The 17,650-nt window shown below is 57.0% G+C and carries 14 protein-coding genes; 7 read left to right on the top strand and 7 right to left on the bottom strand.

Annotated elements, in window-relative coordinates; all coding sequences use genetic code 11:
• Complete coding sequence (locus SERS4_RS0115280) at positions 1-975, bottom strand: alpha/beta hydrolase (RefSeq protein WP_012145575.1); 975 nt, start codon at positions 973-975, stop codon at positions 1-3.
• A 242-nt stretch (positions 976-1,217) separates the two neighbouring features.
• Here SERS4_RS0115280 and SERS4_RS0115275 point away from each other — a divergent pair, with 242 nt between their 5' ends.
• A complete protein-coding gene (locus tag SERS4_RS0115275) occupies positions 1,218-2,144 on the top strand; it encodes a N(4)-(beta-N-acetylglucosaminyl)-L-asparaginase (protein WP_017893136.1) in 927 nt (308 codons plus the stop codon).
• A gap of 9 nt (positions 2,145-2,153) precedes the next feature.
• Here the strand turns inward: SERS4_RS0115275 and SERS4_RS0115270 are convergent, their stop codons facing one another.
• From SERS4_RS0115270 to SERS4_RS0115245, 6 genes are all read right to left on the bottom strand, one after another.
• The gene (locus SERS4_RS0115270; RefSeq protein WP_253275389.1) at positions 2,154-3,146 is read right to left on the bottom strand and encodes a LacI family DNA-binding transcriptional regulator; all 993 of its coding nucleotides are present in this window, start codon (positions 3,144-3,146) and stop codon (positions 2,154-2,156) included.
• 61 nt (positions 3,147-3,207) lie between these two features.
• Positions 3,208-4,341: an ABC transporter ATP-binding protein gene (locus SERS4_RS0115265; RefSeq protein WP_017893134.1), complete on the bottom strand. Its 1,134-nt coding sequence runs from the start codon at positions 4,339-4,341 to the stop codon at positions 3,208-3,210.
• Positions 4,341-5,750, bottom strand: a complete 1,410-nt coding sequence (locus SERS4_RS0115260; protein ID WP_017893133.1) for a M17 family metallopeptidase — start codon at positions 5,748-5,750, stop codon at positions 4,341-4,343. Before SERS4_RS0115260 ends, SERS4_RS0115265 begins: the two co-directional genes overlap by 1 nt.
• A gap of 3 nt (positions 5,751-5,753) precedes the next feature.
• Positions 5,754-6,587: a carbohydrate ABC transporter permease gene (locus SERS4_RS0115255; protein WP_012145570.1), complete on the bottom strand. Its 834-nt coding sequence runs from the start codon at positions 6,585-6,587 to the stop codon at positions 5,754-5,756.
• Positions 6,577-7,518 carry a carbohydrate ABC transporter permease gene (locus tag SERS4_RS0115250; RefSeq protein WP_017893132.1) on the bottom strand — a complete coding sequence of 314 codons (942 nt, stop codon included), beginning with the start codon at positions 7,516-7,518 and terminating at the stop codon, positions 6,577-6,579. The genes SERS4_RS0115255 and SERS4_RS0115250 overlap by 11 nt, the downstream gene beginning before the upstream one ends.
• Positions 7,519-7,652: 134 nt before the next feature.
• Positions 7,653-8,975: an ABC transporter substrate-binding protein gene (locus tag SERS4_RS0115245; RefSeq protein ID WP_017893131.1), complete on the bottom strand. Its 1,323-nt coding sequence runs from the start codon at positions 8,973-8,975 to the stop codon at positions 7,653-7,655.
• A gap of 692 nt (positions 8,976-9,667) precedes the next feature.
• Here SERS4_RS0115245 and SERS4_RS0115240 point away from each other — a divergent pair.
• The 6 genes from SERS4_RS0115240 to ompC all read left to right on the top strand — a co-directional run bounded on the left by SERS4_RS0115240 (position 9,668) and on the right by ompC (position 17,594).
• Positions 9,668-10,882 carry an aspartate aminotransferase family protein gene (locus tag SERS4_RS0115240; RefSeq protein WP_017893130.1) on the top strand — a complete coding sequence of 405 codons (1,215 nt, stop codon included), beginning with the start codon at positions 9,668-9,670 and terminating at the stop codon, positions 10,880-10,882.
• Positions 10,883-10,934: 52 nt separating this feature from the next.
• Entirely contained in the window at positions 10,935-11,969 is a 1,035-nt protein-coding gene (astA, locus tag SERS4_RS0115235) for an arginine N-succinyltransferase (RefSeq protein WP_012145566.1), read from the top strand.
• The gene (gene astD / locus SERS4_RS0115230) at positions 11,969-13,441 is read left to right on the top strand and encodes a succinylglutamate-semialdehyde dehydrogenase (protein WP_012145565.1); all 1,473 of its coding nucleotides are present in this window, start codon (positions 11,969-11,971) and stop codon (positions 13,439-13,441) included. The genes astA and astD overlap by 1 nt, the downstream gene beginning before the upstream one ends.
• 83 nt (positions 13,442-13,524) lie before the next feature.
• Positions 13,525-14,865, top strand: coding sequence for an N-succinylarginine dihydrolase (gene astB / locus SERS4_RS0115225; protein ID WP_017893129.1), 1,341 nt, complete (start codon positions 13,525-13,527; stop codon positions 14,863-14,865).
• Positions 14,866-14,876: 11 nt separating this feature from the next.
• The gene (astE, locus tag SERS4_RS0115220) at positions 14,877-15,860 is read left to right on the top strand and encodes a succinylglutamate desuccinylase (protein WP_017893128.1); all 984 of its coding nucleotides are present in this window, start codon (positions 14,877-14,879) and stop codon (positions 15,858-15,860) included.
• A 651-nt stretch (positions 15,861-16,511) separates the two neighbouring features.
• Positions 16,512-17,594 carry a porin OmpC gene (gene ompC, locus SERS4_RS0115215; RefSeq protein ID WP_017893127.1) on the top strand — a complete coding sequence of 361 codons (1,083 nt, stop codon included), beginning with the start codon at positions 16,512-16,514 and terminating at the stop codon, positions 17,592-17,594.
• The last annotated feature ends 56 nt before the right edge of the window (positions 17,595-17,650 follow it).

Raw genomic sequence — 17,650 nt, 5'->3', positions numbered from 1 at the left:
CTAGGCCAGATAATGCTTCAGTGCCCGGCCGGCCTGATGGATGGCTGAATGCACCGCCGGCACATGGGCGATAGGGTTTAGCAGACCGTAATCGTGGATCAGTCCATTGTAGCGAGTGGAAGTGACCTCTACCCCGGCGGCATTCAGCAGCCGGGCATAGGCTTCGCCCTCGTCACGCAGCACGTCCAGTTCGGCGGTCTGCACCAGTGCCGGCGGCAGGCCTTTTAGCTGTTCCAGCGTGGCATTGAGCGGTGAGGCGTAGATCTCCTTACGCTGCGCTTTATCGGTGGTGTAGTTGTCCCAGAACCATTTCATCATGTTGCGGGTCAGGAAGTGGCCTTCGGCGAACTGGTGATAAGAGTCGGTATCAAAGCTGGCGTGCGTTACCGGCCACAGCAGGATCTGCGTGCGCAGCGCCGGGGTGCCTTTTTCTTTGGCCATCAGGCTGACCACCGCCGCCATATTACCGCCGACGCTGTTGCCGACCACTGCCAGCCGCGAGCCGTCAACGTTGATTTTCTCGCCGTATTCGGCCACCCATTCGGTGGCGGCATAGGCCTGATTGATGGCGGTGGGGTAATGAGCCTCCGGTGACGGGGTATAGTTGACGAACACCGCTGCCGCACCTGAGCTGTAAACCAAGTCACGCACCAGCCGCTCATGGGTAGGGAAGTCGCCCAGCACCCAGCCGCCGCCGTGGAAGAACATAAATACCGGCAGTGTTTCCTTGACCTTGGCCGGTCGCACAATGTGCAGCAGGATATCCTGCCCCTCGACATGAATGGTTTTCTCGCTGATTTCGACCTCGTGCAGTGGCACTTCGACGCTACGCTGCGCGCCCTCCAGCACTTTGCGCGCCTCTTTCGGTTTCATTTGTTCCATCGGCTTGCCACCGCCAGCATTCAACGCATCCAGAAAGGTGCGGATATCATGCTGTGCGGCCGGTTGGGTGGGATCTACAGTTTTCTTGGACATCATGGCTCCTCAAGCGTTTTTCGGTCGAGATCACAGTGTAGTTGAATGGCTGCCGTTTGCTGGCCCGACAGCACGTTGAGAAAAGGCGGGCCAAGCCACGCTTTCGGCCGCCTGAGTTTGACTTTTCTACGGGGCGAAGATACTTTTTAAACACCAATGGAACACGTGTTCCATTGGTGCCGAACACCGGATAACCCGGTGCCTCTTTTGGGCGCTTAACGCCGTGCGGGAAACAGAACCCTATGATTGTGATTGCAAACTCTGAAGGACATCCGGGCATCGGTCTGTCGGCCGAACGGCTGCAGCAGGGGCACAACGGCCTGCGCGCCATCGTTGAGGGCATCAAGCTGGTGGAGTTGGATCCGAGCGTGCGCACCGTGGGCTATGGTGGCTGGCCCAACGTGTTGGGTGAGATGGAGCTGGATGCCTCGGTGATGGACGGCGACAGTTTGCGCACCGGCGCAGTAGGGGCATTGCAAGGGTTCCTGCATCCGGTGGAGGTGGCGTACCGGGTGATGGAAGACCTAAACCACGAGATCCTGGTCGGTGCCGGGGCGGCACGTTTTGCCGCTGAAATTGGCGCACTGGCCGGTGACAATCTGATTGCCGACTCCAAACGCGTCTGGTGGGAAAAACTGGAGCAGGCGATGAGTGCTGAGCAGCGTCGTGACTGGCCGAATATTCCGCTGGCCGGGCTGTCCAACAACGCCACCGATCCGGAGCGAGTGCGCGATACCACGGTGTTTTTAGCGCAGGATGGCGGGGGGACGCTCAGTGCCGCTACCTCTACCTCGGGCTGGGCGTGGAAATACCCGGGAAGATTGGGAGACAGCCCGATCATCGGCAGCGGCTCCTATGCCGACAGCCGCTATGGCGCCTGCGCCTGCACTCACACCGGGGAAATGACCATCCGCTGCGGTACCAGCCGCGCCGTAGTGTTGTACATGAAGATGGGCATGACGCTGGATCAGGCGGTGTATGAAGCGATCGAGGATTTGAACTATCTGAAGGACGGTTATACCGAAGGGGTGACGATCCATGCCGTCGATAAGCAGGGCAACCACAAGGTGGTCAGCCTCAATTGCCCCGGCCCGATCCAATACTGGCTGTGGCAAACCGGCATGGCAGCACCGGAATTACGCGATGCCGAGATTATTACTACCCGCTGAAAGGCAGGGTTAGCAGGAGGCACGCACCACCAGTTCGGTGGGGATGGTCACCTGCTGCGGCGCGGCCTGCGGGCTGCTGCTGCGCAGTTCTATCAGTTGCACGATGGCGGCGATCATCGCACTGATATCCCGCCGCACCGAGGTCAGTTGGTAGCTCGGCCAGGCGGCCATCGGAATATCGTCGAAGCCGTAGACCGCGACGTCTTGCGGGATCCGCAGCGGCGTATGCAAACGAATATAATCCATCACCCCCATCGCCATGGAATCTGCGGTGCAGAAGATTGCCTGCGGGGCCGGCTGTGCTGCCAGCAGCTGCGGTGCCAGTTTGAAACCGCTCAGGTAGCTGTAGTCACCGCTGAGCTGGGCTACGATCTGCAACTGCTGCTGCGCCGCCTGGGCTAAAAAGGTCTGTTGGCGCAGCTGTTCCCCTTTGGCGCTGCTGCGTCCGCCCAGCACCGCCACCCGTTGTTGCCCCTTTTGCGCCATCAGCGCCGCCAATTGTTGCAGGCTGGGGGCTTCATCGGCGTTGAGCGCATCGCACAGGGCATCGCCTGCCAGGCCGTTGAGCATAATCGGCGTGGCGACGCGAAACAGATCTTTCGCGGCGCGGGCGCTGATATGGTCGGCGAACACCACGGCAGAATCGACGTGATAGGAAATGGTTTGTTTCAGGTAGCCGGCCGGATCTTCGATACCTTCCAGCCGAATCATCACCGCCTGCCGGTTGCTGTTTTGCAACTGCTCCACCAGACGGTCGAAAAACTCCAGGTCGGACAGGTCATGAAAGTGGTTTACCACCACCGCGACAAAGCCGGTTTTGCCGCTGTGCAGGCTCTGGGCGATGGCGTCAGGGGCGTAGCCCAGTTGGCTGGCGACGCGCATCACCAGCTCACGGTTTTTCTGCGATACCCGACCCTGATTGGAAAAGGCGCGGGAAACCACGGTGCGTGAAACGCCGGCCACGCGGGCGACATCGTGAGAGGTGACTTTTTTAATCGGCATGGTGCGCATACTCAACGGAAAACGGGGCGCTGCGGTAGGGTCGCGCAGCGGGCATAGGGTCTCACAGAATGCCGCTCGGTAATACAGTTTCCCCCTGTGGTGCCAGTCGTTCGCCGGTTTGTGAGTCAAAAAAGTGCAGTGCGCTGGTATCCAGCGTCACCGCCAGCGGTTGCCCTTGTGACTGTTGCAACTGAGAATGCTGTTTCACGATGTATTGTGCGCCGTTGTCGCCTTGCACGAACAGATTGCTTTCGGCCCCCAGATTTTCACTGTATACCAGCGTCCCGGTCAGATGCGGTTCTGCCAGCGGTTCGCTGATACGGCAGGCTTCCGGACGGCAGCCCAGCGTCAGCCAGGCCCCCTGTTGCTGAGCCAACGCCGGGAAATCCGCGGTGGCCAGCGGCAGCACCAGGCCCGAATCGCCTTGCAGCACAATCCTCTCCCCCTGAACCTGGACCTGCACTTCAAACAGATTCATTTGCGGTGAGCCGATAAACTCGGCGACAAAACGGTTAACCGGACGGTGGTAGAGATCCAGCGGCGTGCCGATTTGCTGTACTTTGCCCTGGTTCATGATCACCACTTTGTCCGCCATGGTCATTGCTTCCACCTGATCGTGGGTGACGTAGATAATGGTGGCACCAATCGCCTTGTGCAGCGCCGACAGTTCCTGACGCATGCGGTTGCGCAGCTTGGCGTCGAGGTTGGACAGCGGTTCATCAAACAGAAACACCTTCGGCCGCCGGACGATCGCCCGGCCGAGCGCCACCCGTTGGCGTTGGCCACCGGAGAGCTGCCCGGGTTTAACCTGTAGAAACTCGCTCAGGTGCAGCATTTCGGCGACGGCGGCAATCTGGCCGGCGATCTCCGCTTTGGCCATGCCTTTGATTTTCAGCGACAGCGCCATGTTGTCGTACACCGTCATGTGCGGATACAGCGCATAGCTCTGGAACACCATGGCGATATCACGGTATTTGGGCAGCACTTCGTTCATGCGCTCGCCGTCGATGCGTAATTCGCCGGAGGACAGGGTTTCCAGCCCGGCGATCATCCGCAGGGTGGTGGATTTGCCGCAGCCCGATGGGCCGAGCAGCACCACAAATTCGCCTTTTTCCACCTGCAGATTAACGTTGCTGGCGGCCTGATAGCCGTTGTCATAGCGTTTGTTGATATCAAGCAATTCTACGTAAGCCATTAGTGCTCCGTTTCGGCAAGCAGGGAACTCAGCCGTGCCAGCAGCAGCACGCCGAATGAGGACGCGCCGTTGGCATACAGTTTGCGGTGCGGCATATCGGTCGACATGGCGGCGATGTCCAGATGCGCCCAGCGTTGACCCGGTTGCACGAATTCGCTGATAAAGGTCGCCGCCACGCACGGGCTGCCGTGTGGATCTTCACCGCCGTGGCGGTAGTCGGCAAATTCAGACTTCAGCACGCCGCGATACCAGCCGCCGTGCGGCATCGGCCACACAGGTTCTGCGCTGACCTGGCCCGCCTGGGTGACCTGCGCCAGAAAAGCTTCGTCGTTGCCCATCATGGCGGCATATTCCTTGCCCAGCGCCACGCCGGCGCCGCCGGTCAGGGTCGCGATATCCAGCAGATAATCCGGCTGGAACCGTTGCTGGGCATAGCTGATCACGTCCGCCAGCACCATGCGGCCTTCGGCGTCGGTGGAAATGATCTCCACCGATTTACCGCTGTGCATAGTGACAACGTCACCAGGGCGTTGGGCACGGGAGGAGGGCATGTTTTCCACCAATCCGCACAGGCCAATGACACGGATGGGTAATTGCAGTGCGTCGATAATGCGCATGGCGCCCACCACCGCGGCGGCACCACCCATATCGAACTTCATGGTGCTCATGCGTGCCGCACCTTTGATACTGATGCCGCCGCTGTCGAAGGTAACGCCTTTGCCGACCAGTGCCAGCGTGTGGCGGGCATTGGCCGGGTGGTGATCGAGGATCAGCAGCTGCGACGCACGGGCGCTGCCCTGGCCGACCCCGAGCAGGCCGCCAAAGCCCAGCTCCGCCATTTGTTCATCCCCCAATACCTCCTGGCGCAGATGACGGAAGGGCAACTGTGCTACCGCTTCTACAAAGCTTTCCGGGTAGAGAATGTTGGCCGGTTTATTCATCAGTTCGCGGCCAATGATGACCCCCTCGGCATGCAGATTGGCCCAGTCGCACAGGGCCTGGGTGGCCGCGTCCTGGCTAGCCAGTGGCAGGGTGGGATCGGTGAGCGTCGCGCTGGCGTGATGCTGATAGCGGTAAGCCCCTAAACGCAGGCCGAACAGTAACCAGCGCCAGTTCTCGGCATCTGCCGGCAATTCTGGGGCCAGCGTCAGGCGGAGCTGTTGCAGCCCGTAGTCTTTTTGTCCGGCGGCGATCGCCGCACCGGCATCCTGCAGCGCGGCAGGGGTTAGCGGCGTGCCGATGTTGAGCGCAAAACGGCTGTCACCCAGTGGATAAAGTACGCCGACGGCCGCCCGTTGCAGACCGGCATTTTGCAATGTGGCAGGCAGTTGGTCTTCTACGGCGGCAAACAGGATCACTTGTTGACGCTCGTTCGCGCCGTTAGCGCGGTAAATATCGATTGATTGCATGAGTTACCCTTTGACCGCCCCACGGGTGAGGCTTTCCATCATTTGTTTGGACGAGAAGATAAAGGCGATCAGCAGCGGCACGATCGCCAGAAAACTGCCGGTCATCACCAGGTTCCAAGGCGTGGCAGTGGCGCCACTCAGGCTGCGCAGCACCAACTGGAGAATTTGTTTGTCCGGTGACTGCAAGGCCACCAGCGGCAGCATAAAGTTGTTCCAGGTATCGACCACCACCACGATCGCCACCGTCAGCAGCGCCGGACGCATTAGCGGCAGGCCGATACGCAGGAAGATTTGCAGTTCGTTCAGGCCATCCATGCGCGCACTGTCGAGAATTTCGCTGGGCAGTGAGGAGCTGACGTACTGGCGTACCAGGAAAATGCCGAAGATGTTGACCCCGGCGGGTAGCCAGACGGCGGCGAACTGATCCAACAGGCCGACGCTTTTGATCACGAAGAAATAGGGCACCAGGTTGACCACGCTGGGCACCATCATGGTCAGCATCAGGGTAGTGAACAGGACCTTTTTGCCTTTGAACTGATAAACGCTGAAGGCGTAGCCCGCAGCGGCGGAAACCAGCACGCTGGTCAGCGTCGCCATGGCGGTGACATACAGGGTATTGAGCAGCGCATGGGTGAAGGGGACTTGCTGTTCCAGCCCTTGGTAGTTTTCCAGCAGGTGGCTGCCAAAGCGCAGCGACATGCCCATGATGCTGCGGGTGTCCTGCGTCGCCAGCAAGGCCGACCAATAGAACGGGAATAATGACAGCGAAGCAAACAGTGAGACCAGTAGGTAAATCACCAGTTTGCCGGTGTCAAAACGGCGGCCGTTAGCGTTCATTGTTCAATCCTCCACGCTTGCCAAAGCCCCAGAACACCAGGGCGCTGACCACGGCAATCAACAGGAACAGGATCCAGGAGATCGCAGAGGCGGTACCCATGTCCAGATAGGACCAACCGGTTTTGTACACGTACATCGATACCGTCAGACCGCTGTTGTCGACGCCGCCGGTGCCTTGCGTGAGGATCATCGGTTCATTGAACAATTGCATATTGCCGATTAGCGTCATCAAGGTGGCGAAGAAGATAAAGGGCGCCAACAGCGGCAGGGCGATATAACGAAATTTTTGCCAGCGGCCGGCGCCGTCCAGTTCAATCGCTTCGTACAGGTCCGGTGAGATCGACGCCAGACCGGTCATGTAGATCACCGTATTGATGCCGGTAAACTTCCAGGTCACCTGATTGGCGATGGTGAAGCGGATCCAGTCACTGTCAAAGAAGTTGATGGGCAACGCCGCTGCCAAGGTTGCGAGGTGCAGTTTGGTGGCTAGCCCGCTGAGCAGTTCGTTAACCATGCCGACCGGGGAGAACAGGTTAAACACAATCAGGCTGACGGCGACGGACGAGGTGATGTAGGGCAGGAAGATCGCCGCCTTCAAAAAGCGTCTGCCGCGCACGATGATGTGCAGCAATGAGTAGGCCAGGGTGATGGCGAACAGGTGCTGGCACAGGCCGGACACCAGCGTAATTTTGATGGTGTTGACCAGCGACACCCAGAAGGCATCGTCGGTGAAGGCATAGTAAAAGTTATCCAGTCCGACAAACTTCATCGAACTCAGGCCCTTTACCGGGTTCCAGGACTGAAATGACAAAAACGCCGAGAAGAAGATCGGGAAGGCGTTGAACACCGCGAACAGCAGCATAAACGGCAGCAGCAGCAGGTAGGCGGTGCGGTGATCGTGCAGCAGCCCTTTGAAAAATCGCTTACGCATAGACTCCCCGAACCGACGGAAAACGAAACATGGGTGGCCGAAAGGCCTGACTGAATATCGCCTCTTTCTGGAGGAGAGGGGGAAGGTTATTCGTGTTTCCCCCTCACCATAACCCTCTCCCAGGGGAGAGGGGATTATAATGCGCGCATCCGCCGCTCGAGCAGCTTGTTGGCATCGCGCAGGGTGCTGTCGATGTCCTGATGCTGCACCAGAATTTTCTTCGCCGCTTCGTTAAGAATTTCGTTGGCGATATTGTCTTCCGGCGATGAGGCGACCGGTTTCAGATCTGGCACCAGGCTGGCGTAGTAGCGCATCGAATGCTGACCGCCGAGAATGCTGCTCGGTGTGTCAAAGTAGGGCGCGTTATACACGTCGAGACGGGCAGGCAGGGTACCGGCGGTTTTCGCTGCATCGATCACCACGTCACGCTGCATAAAGTACTGAATGAACTGCCAGGCCGCCTGGGCGTTTTTGCTCTGTTTCGGGATCACCAGGGTGGTGCCGCCGGCATTGACCTTGATATTGCCCGGCACGCCGGTTACGCGCCACAGGCCGGCCTTGGCGCCGTCCGGATCCAGCTCCTGTTCAATACGACCTTCGTCCCACGGACCGTCGATATCGGCGAACAGTTTCCCCTGGCGGTAGAGCTTGATGTATTCCTGCGAGTTGGTTGAGCCGTCGAGCGAGGCCGCCAGCCCTTTGTCATACAGCGTTTTAATCACCGTCATCAGCTGTTTGATCTGCGGTGAATCAAGATTGGGTTTGCCGTCTTTGGTGTATACCGGCTTGCCCGGTTCACTGTTCATGCCCACCACCAGCGGGTTGATCAAACTGGTGGCTGCCGGGAGCAGGTAGGCGCCTTGCTCTTTTTTCAGCTTTTCCCCGAAGGCGATAAAGCTGTCCCAGCTTTGGGTGATGTCTTCAATCTTCATCCCCGCCTTCTGCACCATGTCGTTACGGTAGATCATGACCACCGGGCCGGTGTCGTAGGGCACACCATAGATATTGCCGTCGTTGCCCTTCGCCAGGCTGATCATCGAAGGATCAAACTGCCAGCCCTGGCTATCGATGCTAAACGGCGGGGTGCTCAGGTTGTTCAGGCCACCGGAGTTGGCAAAACTGCCCAGCTTGATGGTGCTGACGCTGAAAATATCGGCGGCGCCCTGGCCGACGGCCAGCGCGGTCGTCAGCTTTTGATGGCAGTCGGCGAAGCCGCATTTGATCGACTGCACCTGGATGTCCGGATGTGCCGCCTCAAAGTCTTTAATCACCTTGTTGATGTAATCATTCGGCAAATAGTTGGCGAAGGTAATGCTGGTGTTGGCGCTGGCGGAAACGGGCAGGGCCAGCAGCACGGCCAGTGCGGCCCCGGTGATCCTATGGTTAGTACGCAAGCAGAAATGAGCCATGATAACCCCGATGCTGTGCAGTCGATGTGGTGTGTGTTTTTTCATCATGGAACACGTGTTCCATTGAAATTAACCTATTATCGTGTCCCCAGACTGTCAACAAATTGTTCGGTAAGTTAACAAATATGAGATCTGGCGCGGAAGTTGCCCGCAGATACGCCCGATGATGGTTCACATTGCGTCACGCAGAGCCTGATCTGACGCGGGTTTGCCCGTGTTTGGTGCGCTCTTTGCACCGAAGTGGGGCGAAAGTGTGATCGGGCGCAGATTGGGCCAAATTATTTTTGCGAGCGCGATCAGAATTATTGAAGTTTTTTGTAATTGAATAGGATTTCGCGGCCAATGATGATTCTTGGCCTTATTTTTCCAATTATTCATTACCAATGCATATTTATTGCATAAGTATGCATTGTAAGCCGTTGTTTTAGCGTAAAAAAACGCAAAATCCGCCAAAAATCCCAGTTTGGCACGATAGCTGCTCTACACTCTTTATCAAACGGCATGTATTTTAACTGCTCGTTAACATTTATTCCCCGTTCCAGGACCCGATACCCGGCATAAATAGCGAAAAACGCGTTTGATGTAACAGATTTGTTTCTGAATAGACGGTGAAAGGCAGAGTTATCACCGGTCGAAAAGTCGAACCCACGGCGCAGTTTTTGTTGTTTTGTTACGGAACATTCGGGCTGGCGCGGCCCTTACAGTCAAAATTCAGTCTTTGCTGAAGTTATGAGGTCATTATGGAACAGCCAATCGCAGTTACCCGCCAGTCTTTCGACGACTGGATGGTCCCGGTTTACGCCCCCGCTGATTTTATTCTGGTACGGGGAGAAGGTTCGCAGGTCTGGGATCAACAGGGTAAATCTTATATCGATTTTGCCGGCGGTATCGCGGTCAACGCGTTGGGCCATGCTCACCCGGTGGTGACGGCAGCATTGGTGGAGCAGGCGGGCAAACTGTGGCATCTGGGCAACGGCTACACCAATGAGCCGGTACTGCGTTTGGCCAAACAGCTGATTGACGCCACCTTTGCCGACAAGGTGTTTTTCTGTAACTCCGGGGCGGAAGCCAACGAAGCGGCACTGAAGCTGGCACGTAAACGTGCGCTGGACCAGGGCAACAGCAGCAAGAATCAGATTGTGGCATTTAACAACGCCTTCCACGGCCGCACGCTGTTTACCGTCTCTGCCGGTGGCCAGCCGAAGTACTCCAAAGATTTCGCCCCGCTGCCGGGCGGTATCACCCACACGCCGTTTAACGATCTGGCGGCCGCCGCCGAAGTGATCAACGACCACACCTGCGCAGTGATCGTCGAGCCGATTCAGGGCGAAGGCGGCGTGTTGCCGGCCGATCCGGCCTTCCTGCAGGGGCTGCGTGAGCTGTGTGACCGCCACGACGCGGTGCTGATTTTCGATGAAGTGCAAACCGGCATGGGCCGTACCGGCGAGCTGTACGCCTATACGCAATACGGCGTGGTGCCTGACGTGCTGACTACGGCGAAAGCGCTGGGTTGCGGCTTCCCAATCGGCGCCATGCTGACCACTGACGAACTGGCTAAAACCCTGGGCGTGGGTACCCACGGCACCACCTACGGCGGCAACCCGCTGGCGACGGCGGTAGCGGGGGCGGTGTTCTCAATCATCAACACGCCGGAAGTGCTGGATGGGGTTAAACAACGCCACCAGTGGTTCCTTGAAGGCCTGAACAAGATTAACCAGCAATACCCGATTTTCTCTGAAATCCGCGGTGGTGGCCTGTTGATTGGCTGTCAGTTGACCCAGGATTATGCCGGTAAAGCGAAACAGATCACCCAACTGGCCAACGAAGAGGGCGTGATTGCCCTGATCGCCGGCCCGGATGTGGTGCGTTTCACTCCTTCGCTGATCATTCCTGAGCAGGATGTGAAAGAGGGGCTGGCGCGATTCGCGCGAGCCGTGGCGCGGATTTGCAGCTAACACACGGGCTGCGCCTTCACCTGCGCAGCCTGCTTAAGAAGAGGTTCGCATTATGATGATTATTCGCCCTATAGAGCGTCGCGATTTGGCTGATTTACTGACGCTCGCCGGCAAGTCCGGCATCGGTCTCACTTCCCTGCCGCAAGACGAAGATACCTTGCTGGCACGCATTGAGCGGGCGTTAAAAACCTGGCAAGGCGAACTTCCGCGTGGTGAGCAGTGTTATCTGTTTGTGCTGGAAGACACGGAGCGCCAACAGGCGGTCGGGGTTTGCGCCATTGAAGTGGCCGTTGGCCTGACCGAACCCTGGTATAGCTTCCGCGTTGGCACCCAGGTGCATGCCTCCAAGCAGTTGAATGTGTATAAATCGGTGCCGACGCTGTTCCTCAGCAACGATCACACCGGCCATTCCGAACTGTGCACGCTGTTCCTCGATCCGGACTACCGTCACGGCGAAAACGGCAAGCTGCTGTCGAAGGTGCGTTTTCTGTTTATTGCCGCTTTCCGTGAGCGTTTCTCTGAGCGCCTGATTGCCGAAATGCGTGGCTTCTCCGATGAAGAGGGCCGTTCCCCATTCTGGGAGAGCGTTGGCAATCATTTCTTTTCCATCGAGTTCGCCAAGGCGGACTACCTGAGCGGCACCGGTCAGAAGGCGTTTATTGCCGAACTGATGCCAAAGCACCCGCTGTATGTCGATTTCCTGGCCGAAGACGCGCAAAAAGTGATTGGCGAAGTGCACCCGCAGACGGTACCGGCGCGCCGCGTACTGGAGTCGGAAGGCCTGCGTTATCAGGGCTATGTCGATATCTTTGACGGTGGCCCGACGCTGGAAGCGGAAATCGATCATATCCGTGCGGTCAAGCAGAGCCGCCTGGTGAAAGTGGTGCTGGATGAAACGCCGATGCGCGCCGATGCGCCGGTTCATCTGGTGGCTAACGATCATTATCAAAATTACCGCGCACTGCTGGTCAATGCCGATCTGTATGACGATCGTCTGCACCTCAATGCGGCCACCGCTGCGGCGCTGGGCGTTGAGCAAGGCAGCCCGGTGCGGGTTATCCCCCTTATTGCACAGGAGAAAGCGTAATGTCACATCCTGCACTGTTTATTAATGGCGCCTGGCAGCAGGGCCGTGGTGCTGAATTCAGCAAAACCGATCCGGTCGATAATCAGCCGCTGTGGCAGGCTAACGCCGCCGACGGCAGCGATGTGGCCGCCGCTTGTGAAGCCGCTCGTGCCGCATTCCCGGCCTGGGCGCGCACGCCGTTTGAACAACGCGAACAGTTGGTAAAACGTTTTGCTGCGCTGTTGGAAGAGCACAAGTCGCATTTGGCGGCCACCATCAGCCGTGAAACCAGCAAACCCCGTTGGGAGACGCTGACCGAAGTCCAGGCGATGATCGGCAAAGTGGCGATTTCCCTGCAGGCTTATCAGGTGCGTACCGGCGTTAGCCAGACCGCGATGGCGGACGGGGCTTCGGTGCTGCGCCACCGGCCACACGGCGTGCTGGCGGTGTTTGGGCCTTACAACTTCCCCGGCCATTTACCCAATGGGCACATCGTACCTGCCTTGCTGGCGGGTAACACGGTGGTATTCAAGCCGAGTGAGCTGACCCCCCAGACCGCTGAGGAAACCCTGAAACTATGGCAGCAGGCCGGCTTGCCTGACGGGGTGATTAATATGGTGCAGGGCGGACGTGAAACCGGCGAGGCGCTGGCCGCCAGCACCGATATCGACGGTCTGCTGTTTACCGGCAGCGCCGGCACCGGTTATCACCTGCATCGTCAGTTGGCGGGGCAGCCTGAGAAAATTCTGGCCTTGGAAATGGGCGGCAACAACGCGCTGATTGTTGACCAGATTGAAGACTGCGATGCGGCGGTCAACCTGGCGATCCAGTCGGCGTTTATTTCCGCCGGGCAGCGCTGCACCTGTTCGCGCCGTATTCTGGTGAAACGCGGCAGTGAGGGCGATGCCTTTATCGAGCGTTTGGTGCAGGTAGCCAGTGCGTTGCGTATTGGGCGTTGGGACGCTGAACCCCAGCCGTTTATGGGCGGGGTGATCTCTTCCGCGGCGGCAGAAAAAATGCTGGCGGCACAACATCACCTGCTGTCGCTGGGCGGCAAAGCCTTGCTGACCATGCAGCGCCTGGAAAGTGGCAGCGCGTTGCTCAGCCCCGGCATTATTGACGTGACTGGCGTGCGTGACGTGCCGGACGAAGAGTACTTTGGCCCACTGACGACCATCATTCGCTATAACGACTTTGATGAAGCCGTGCGTATCGCCAACCAGACGCGCTATGGCCTGTCGGTCGGTCTGGTATCGCCGCAGCGTGAGCGCTTTGACCACCTGTTGCTGGAAGCGCGCGCCGGTATCGTCAACTGGAACAAGCCGTTGACCGGGGCTTCCAGTGCGGCACCGTTCGGCGGTGTGGGGGCCTCCGGCAACCATCGTCCAAGCGCCTACTACGCGGCGGATTATTGCGCCTGGCCAATGGCGTCGCTGGAAAGCGAAAGTTTGACGTTGCCGGCCAGCCTGTCACCAGGACTGTCATTTAATTAAGTTTTAGCCGCCGCTTTTCAAGCCACAGCGTTGTTACTGTAGGGGCGCAGCATGCAGCGCCCCTACAAGATCAGGAGAACAGCATGTCAGGATATGAAGTCAATTTCGATGGTCTGGTGGGCCTGACGCATCACTACGCCGGATTGTCATTTGGTAATGAGGCTTCGACCCAGCACCAAAATAGCGTGTCGAACCCGAAACTGGCGGCCAAGCAAGGCTTGCTGAAGATGAAGGCGTTGGCCGATCTCGGTTTCCAGCAGGGGGTTTTACCGCCGCAGGAACGCCCACATGTGCCGATGTTACGTAAACTGGGCTTCAGCGGCAGCGATGAAAGCGTGTTGGCGCAGGCGATGCAGCAATCCCCGCGCCTGCTGTCCGCGCTCAGTTCGGCTTCCTGCATGTGGACCGCCAATGCGGCCACGGTATCGCCTTCCGCGGACAGTGCTGATGGCAAGGTGCATTTTACCGCCGCCAATCTGAACAATAAATTCCATCGTGCGATTGAGGCTGAAACCACCTCTGGCGTACTGCGAGCGATGTTTAACGATCCCCGCCATTTCGCCCATCATGAGGCTTTGCCGCAGGTGGCGCTGTTTGGTGACGAAGGCGCGGCGAACCACAACCGCCTGGGTGGCGACTACGGCAAGCGCAGCGTGCAGATGTTTGTTTACGGCCGTCAGGAGTTTGGTGGCGAAATTGCCCCAACGCGTTATCCGGCGCGCCAGACGCGTGAAGCCGGGGAGGCGATTGCCCGCCTGCACCAGTTGGATGAGCAGCACACGGTGTTTGTGCAGCAGAATCCGGAGGTGATCGATCAGGGCGTGTTCCATAACGACGTGATTGCCGTCAGCAACCAGAACGTGCTGTTCCATCATCAGCAGGCTTTTTATCGGCAGCAACAGGCGCTGGATGAAGTGCGTGGCAAGATGGCGACGCTGGACAGCGAACTGGTGGCGATTGAAGTGCCGACGACGCGGGTTTCCGTGGCGGATGCGGTGGCAACCTACCTGTTTAACAGCCAGATCCTGACCAAGCCAAACGGCAAGATGATGATCGTGGTACCCGAAGAGTCGCGCCAGCACAGCGGCGTCTGGAGTTACCTGAGCGAGATGGTGGCCAGCGGCGGGCCTATTGATGAAATCAAGGTATTCGATCTGCGTGAGAGCATGCGCAACGGCGGCGGGCCTGCCTGTTTGCGGCTGCGTGTGGCACTGAATGAGCAGGAGCTGCGGGCGGTGAATCCGCGCGTGATGATGAACGATAGCCTGTTCGTCACGCTCAATGAATGGGTCGATCGCTATTACCGCGATCGCCTGACGCAAAATGACCTGGCCGATCCGCAACTGTTGCGTGAAGGGCGTGAAGCGCTGGACTCCCTGACAACCATCCTCGGATTGGGTTCGGTTTATCCTTTCCAACAATAGACGGAGCCACCATGTTTGATTTGTTGGCCCTGACGCTGGCGGGGCAGGTTCCCGCTGAGCAACAGGGCGAAAATGCGAATTTGCACTGGCGTTGGCTGACGGAAGGCCTGCTGGAAATGACCCCGAAGCCAGGTTACCGTCAGGCGGTGGTGCTTTCTGCGGGTATCCACGGCAATGAAACCGCCCCTATTGAGCTGTTGAATCAGTTGGTCAAAGACCTGCTCAACGGCGATCGTCCCCTGGCGGTTCGGCTGCTGGTGGTGCTGGGTAATCCGGCGGCGATGCGTGCCGGAAAGCGTTATCTGCACAGTGATATGAACCGGATGTTTGGCGGACGCTACCGCGATTTTGACCACAGCGGTGAAACCGCGCGGGCGCAGCAGCTGGAGCAGGTTATCGCGGAGTTTTTCGCCGATGAGGGCGCTGCACGTTTCCATTATGATCTGCATACGGCAATCCGTGATTCGCGCCTGCCGCGCTTTGGTATTCTGCCTTTCCAGACGCGACCTTACAGTGCAGAGATGCTGGCCTTGCTGGACGCAGCCGATTTGGATGCATTGGTGATCCACAGCGCACCGGGCGGTACCTTCAGCCATTTCACCAGCGAACAAGCCGGCGCCGCCAGCTGCACGCTGGAGTTGGGTAAGGCGCGGCCGTTCGGCGCGAACGATCTGCAGCAGTTTGCCGCCATTAACCGTGCACTGCAGGCGGCGGTGAGCGGGGAGACTTTGCCGTTGCGGTCAGGAAGTGAACTGCGAATATTCCGCGTTGAACGCTCGCTGATTAAGCGTAGTGAAGAGTTCAGGTTGCATCTCAGTGATGATACCGCCAACTTTACCGAGCTGAAGCAGGGAACGCTGCTGTGTGACCAACCTGGCGAAGAGTACCGGGTTCAGCATGTCAGCGAATGGATATTGTTCCCTAACCCTGGGGTTGCGCTTGGGTTGCGTGCCGGCATGGTGTTGGTTGAAGCGCCGCGCAGCACGCTATATTGAAAGGACGCCTTATAGGGCGGTTTTATTCTTATGTCATTTAAGGTTGTAGCGATGTTGGCTGCAACCTTAAATGACCTCGGTATATAGTTCTGTTTATTTCCCTTATTCCTGTTGGTTTATATTCTGCGATTTATTTTTTCCTTTTTTATCTTTGCCTCTCTCCCATTGTAATTTTTGGTGATTTGGGTCGAATTAATTATTCGAATCGGTAAAAGCTTGCCTTAAAAGCGGGGTAACAGCCCTAAATCAGCTCAATGACTTTACTCAGATAAAAATGTGAAATAAGTAACGTTATTCATAACCCTGCTAAGTTTCATGGTATTTATGAATCGCATGGAAAGCATACAAAAAGAAACTGAATTGCACCAAATTAGTGCGTTGCACCAAATTGGTTATAACTTATGTAGTAAATTTCAATGATAATCAATGGGTTGATATGTATTGTGGTTGTAATATTTACTTACAAATAAACATGCTTTATCCACGGTGTTTTATGAACTTTTTTATTTGAAGTTGGGATTCATGATGCTAATGTCACATGGCTCCTTAATTAGGGGCGCTCATAAAACACTAAATGATAAAGATCACAGCCCAAACCATAAATTGGGCGTGATGGGCAGGAATTAAAAATTATAATATCTAGGAAAATAAATGATGAAACGCAGTGTATTAGCCTTAGCTATTGCCCTCGGGGCAATCACCTCCTTTGCCAACGCGGCTGAAATTTATAATAAAGATGGCAATAAACTCGACCTCTATGGTCGTGTAGCGGCCAAACATGTTTTCAGCGATGATAAATCCGAAGACGGCGACAAGACTTATGTCCGTTTGGGTTTTAAAGGCGAAACGCAAATCAATGATCAACTGACCGGGTACGGCCAGTGGGAATACAACGTCCAGGCCAACCACGACGAAGCGCAGGGTACCGCGGGCACCAAAACCCGTCTGGGCTTTGCCGGTCTGAAGTTTGCTGACTACGGCTCATTCGATTACGGTCGTAACTACGGCGTAGTGTACGACGCGGAAGCTTACACCGACATGCTGCCGGAATTCGGCGGTGACTCCTACAGCTACACCGATAACTTCATGACCGCACGTTCCAACGGTCTGGCAACCTACCGTAACCGTGATTTCTTCGGTCTGGTGGAAGGCCTGAACCTGGCGTTGCAGTACCAGGGTAAAAACGACGGTGACGGTCGTGCCGTGAGCAAGCAAAACGGCGACGGTTACGGCATGTCCCTGGATTATCAGGACATTGGCGGCTCCGGCATCGGTGTAGCGGCGGCATTCTCTGACTCCAACCGCACCAGCAAGCAGAAAGAATCCGACTACGGTAAAGGCGACAGCGCAACAGCCTGGACCACGGCAATTAAGTATGACGCCAACCAGGTTTACCTGGCCGCCATGTACGCCGATACGCGTAATATGACGCCAATCAGCGGCAACGGCATTTCCGGCTTCGCCAACAAAACGCAGAACTTCGAAGTTGTGGCTCAGTACCAGTTTGAAAACGGTCTGCGTCCTTCTCTGGCCTACGTACAGTCCAAAGGCAAGGATATCGAAGGGATTGGCGATGTCGATCTGGTGAAATACGTGGAAGTGGGTGCGACTTACTACTTCAACAAAAACATGTACACCTATGTTGACTATAAAATCAACCAGTTGAACGACGATAACAAGCTGAAACTGAGCACCGACGATATCGTGGCAGTGAACCTGACCTATCGTTTCTAAGTTTCAATGCTATTACCTTCTCCTGTGTCGGGATCAAAGGGTAATGAGGCAGAGCG

The sequence above is a fragment of the Serratia sp. S4 genome, from assembly GCF_000347995.1.
Taxonomy (GTDB): Bacteria; Pseudomonadota; Gammaproteobacteria; order Enterobacterales; family Enterobacteriaceae; genus Serratia; species Serratia quinivorans.
The sequence above is the reverse complement of the archived record's forward strand: the minus strand, read 5'-3'. Positions and strand labels throughout refer to the sequence as shown.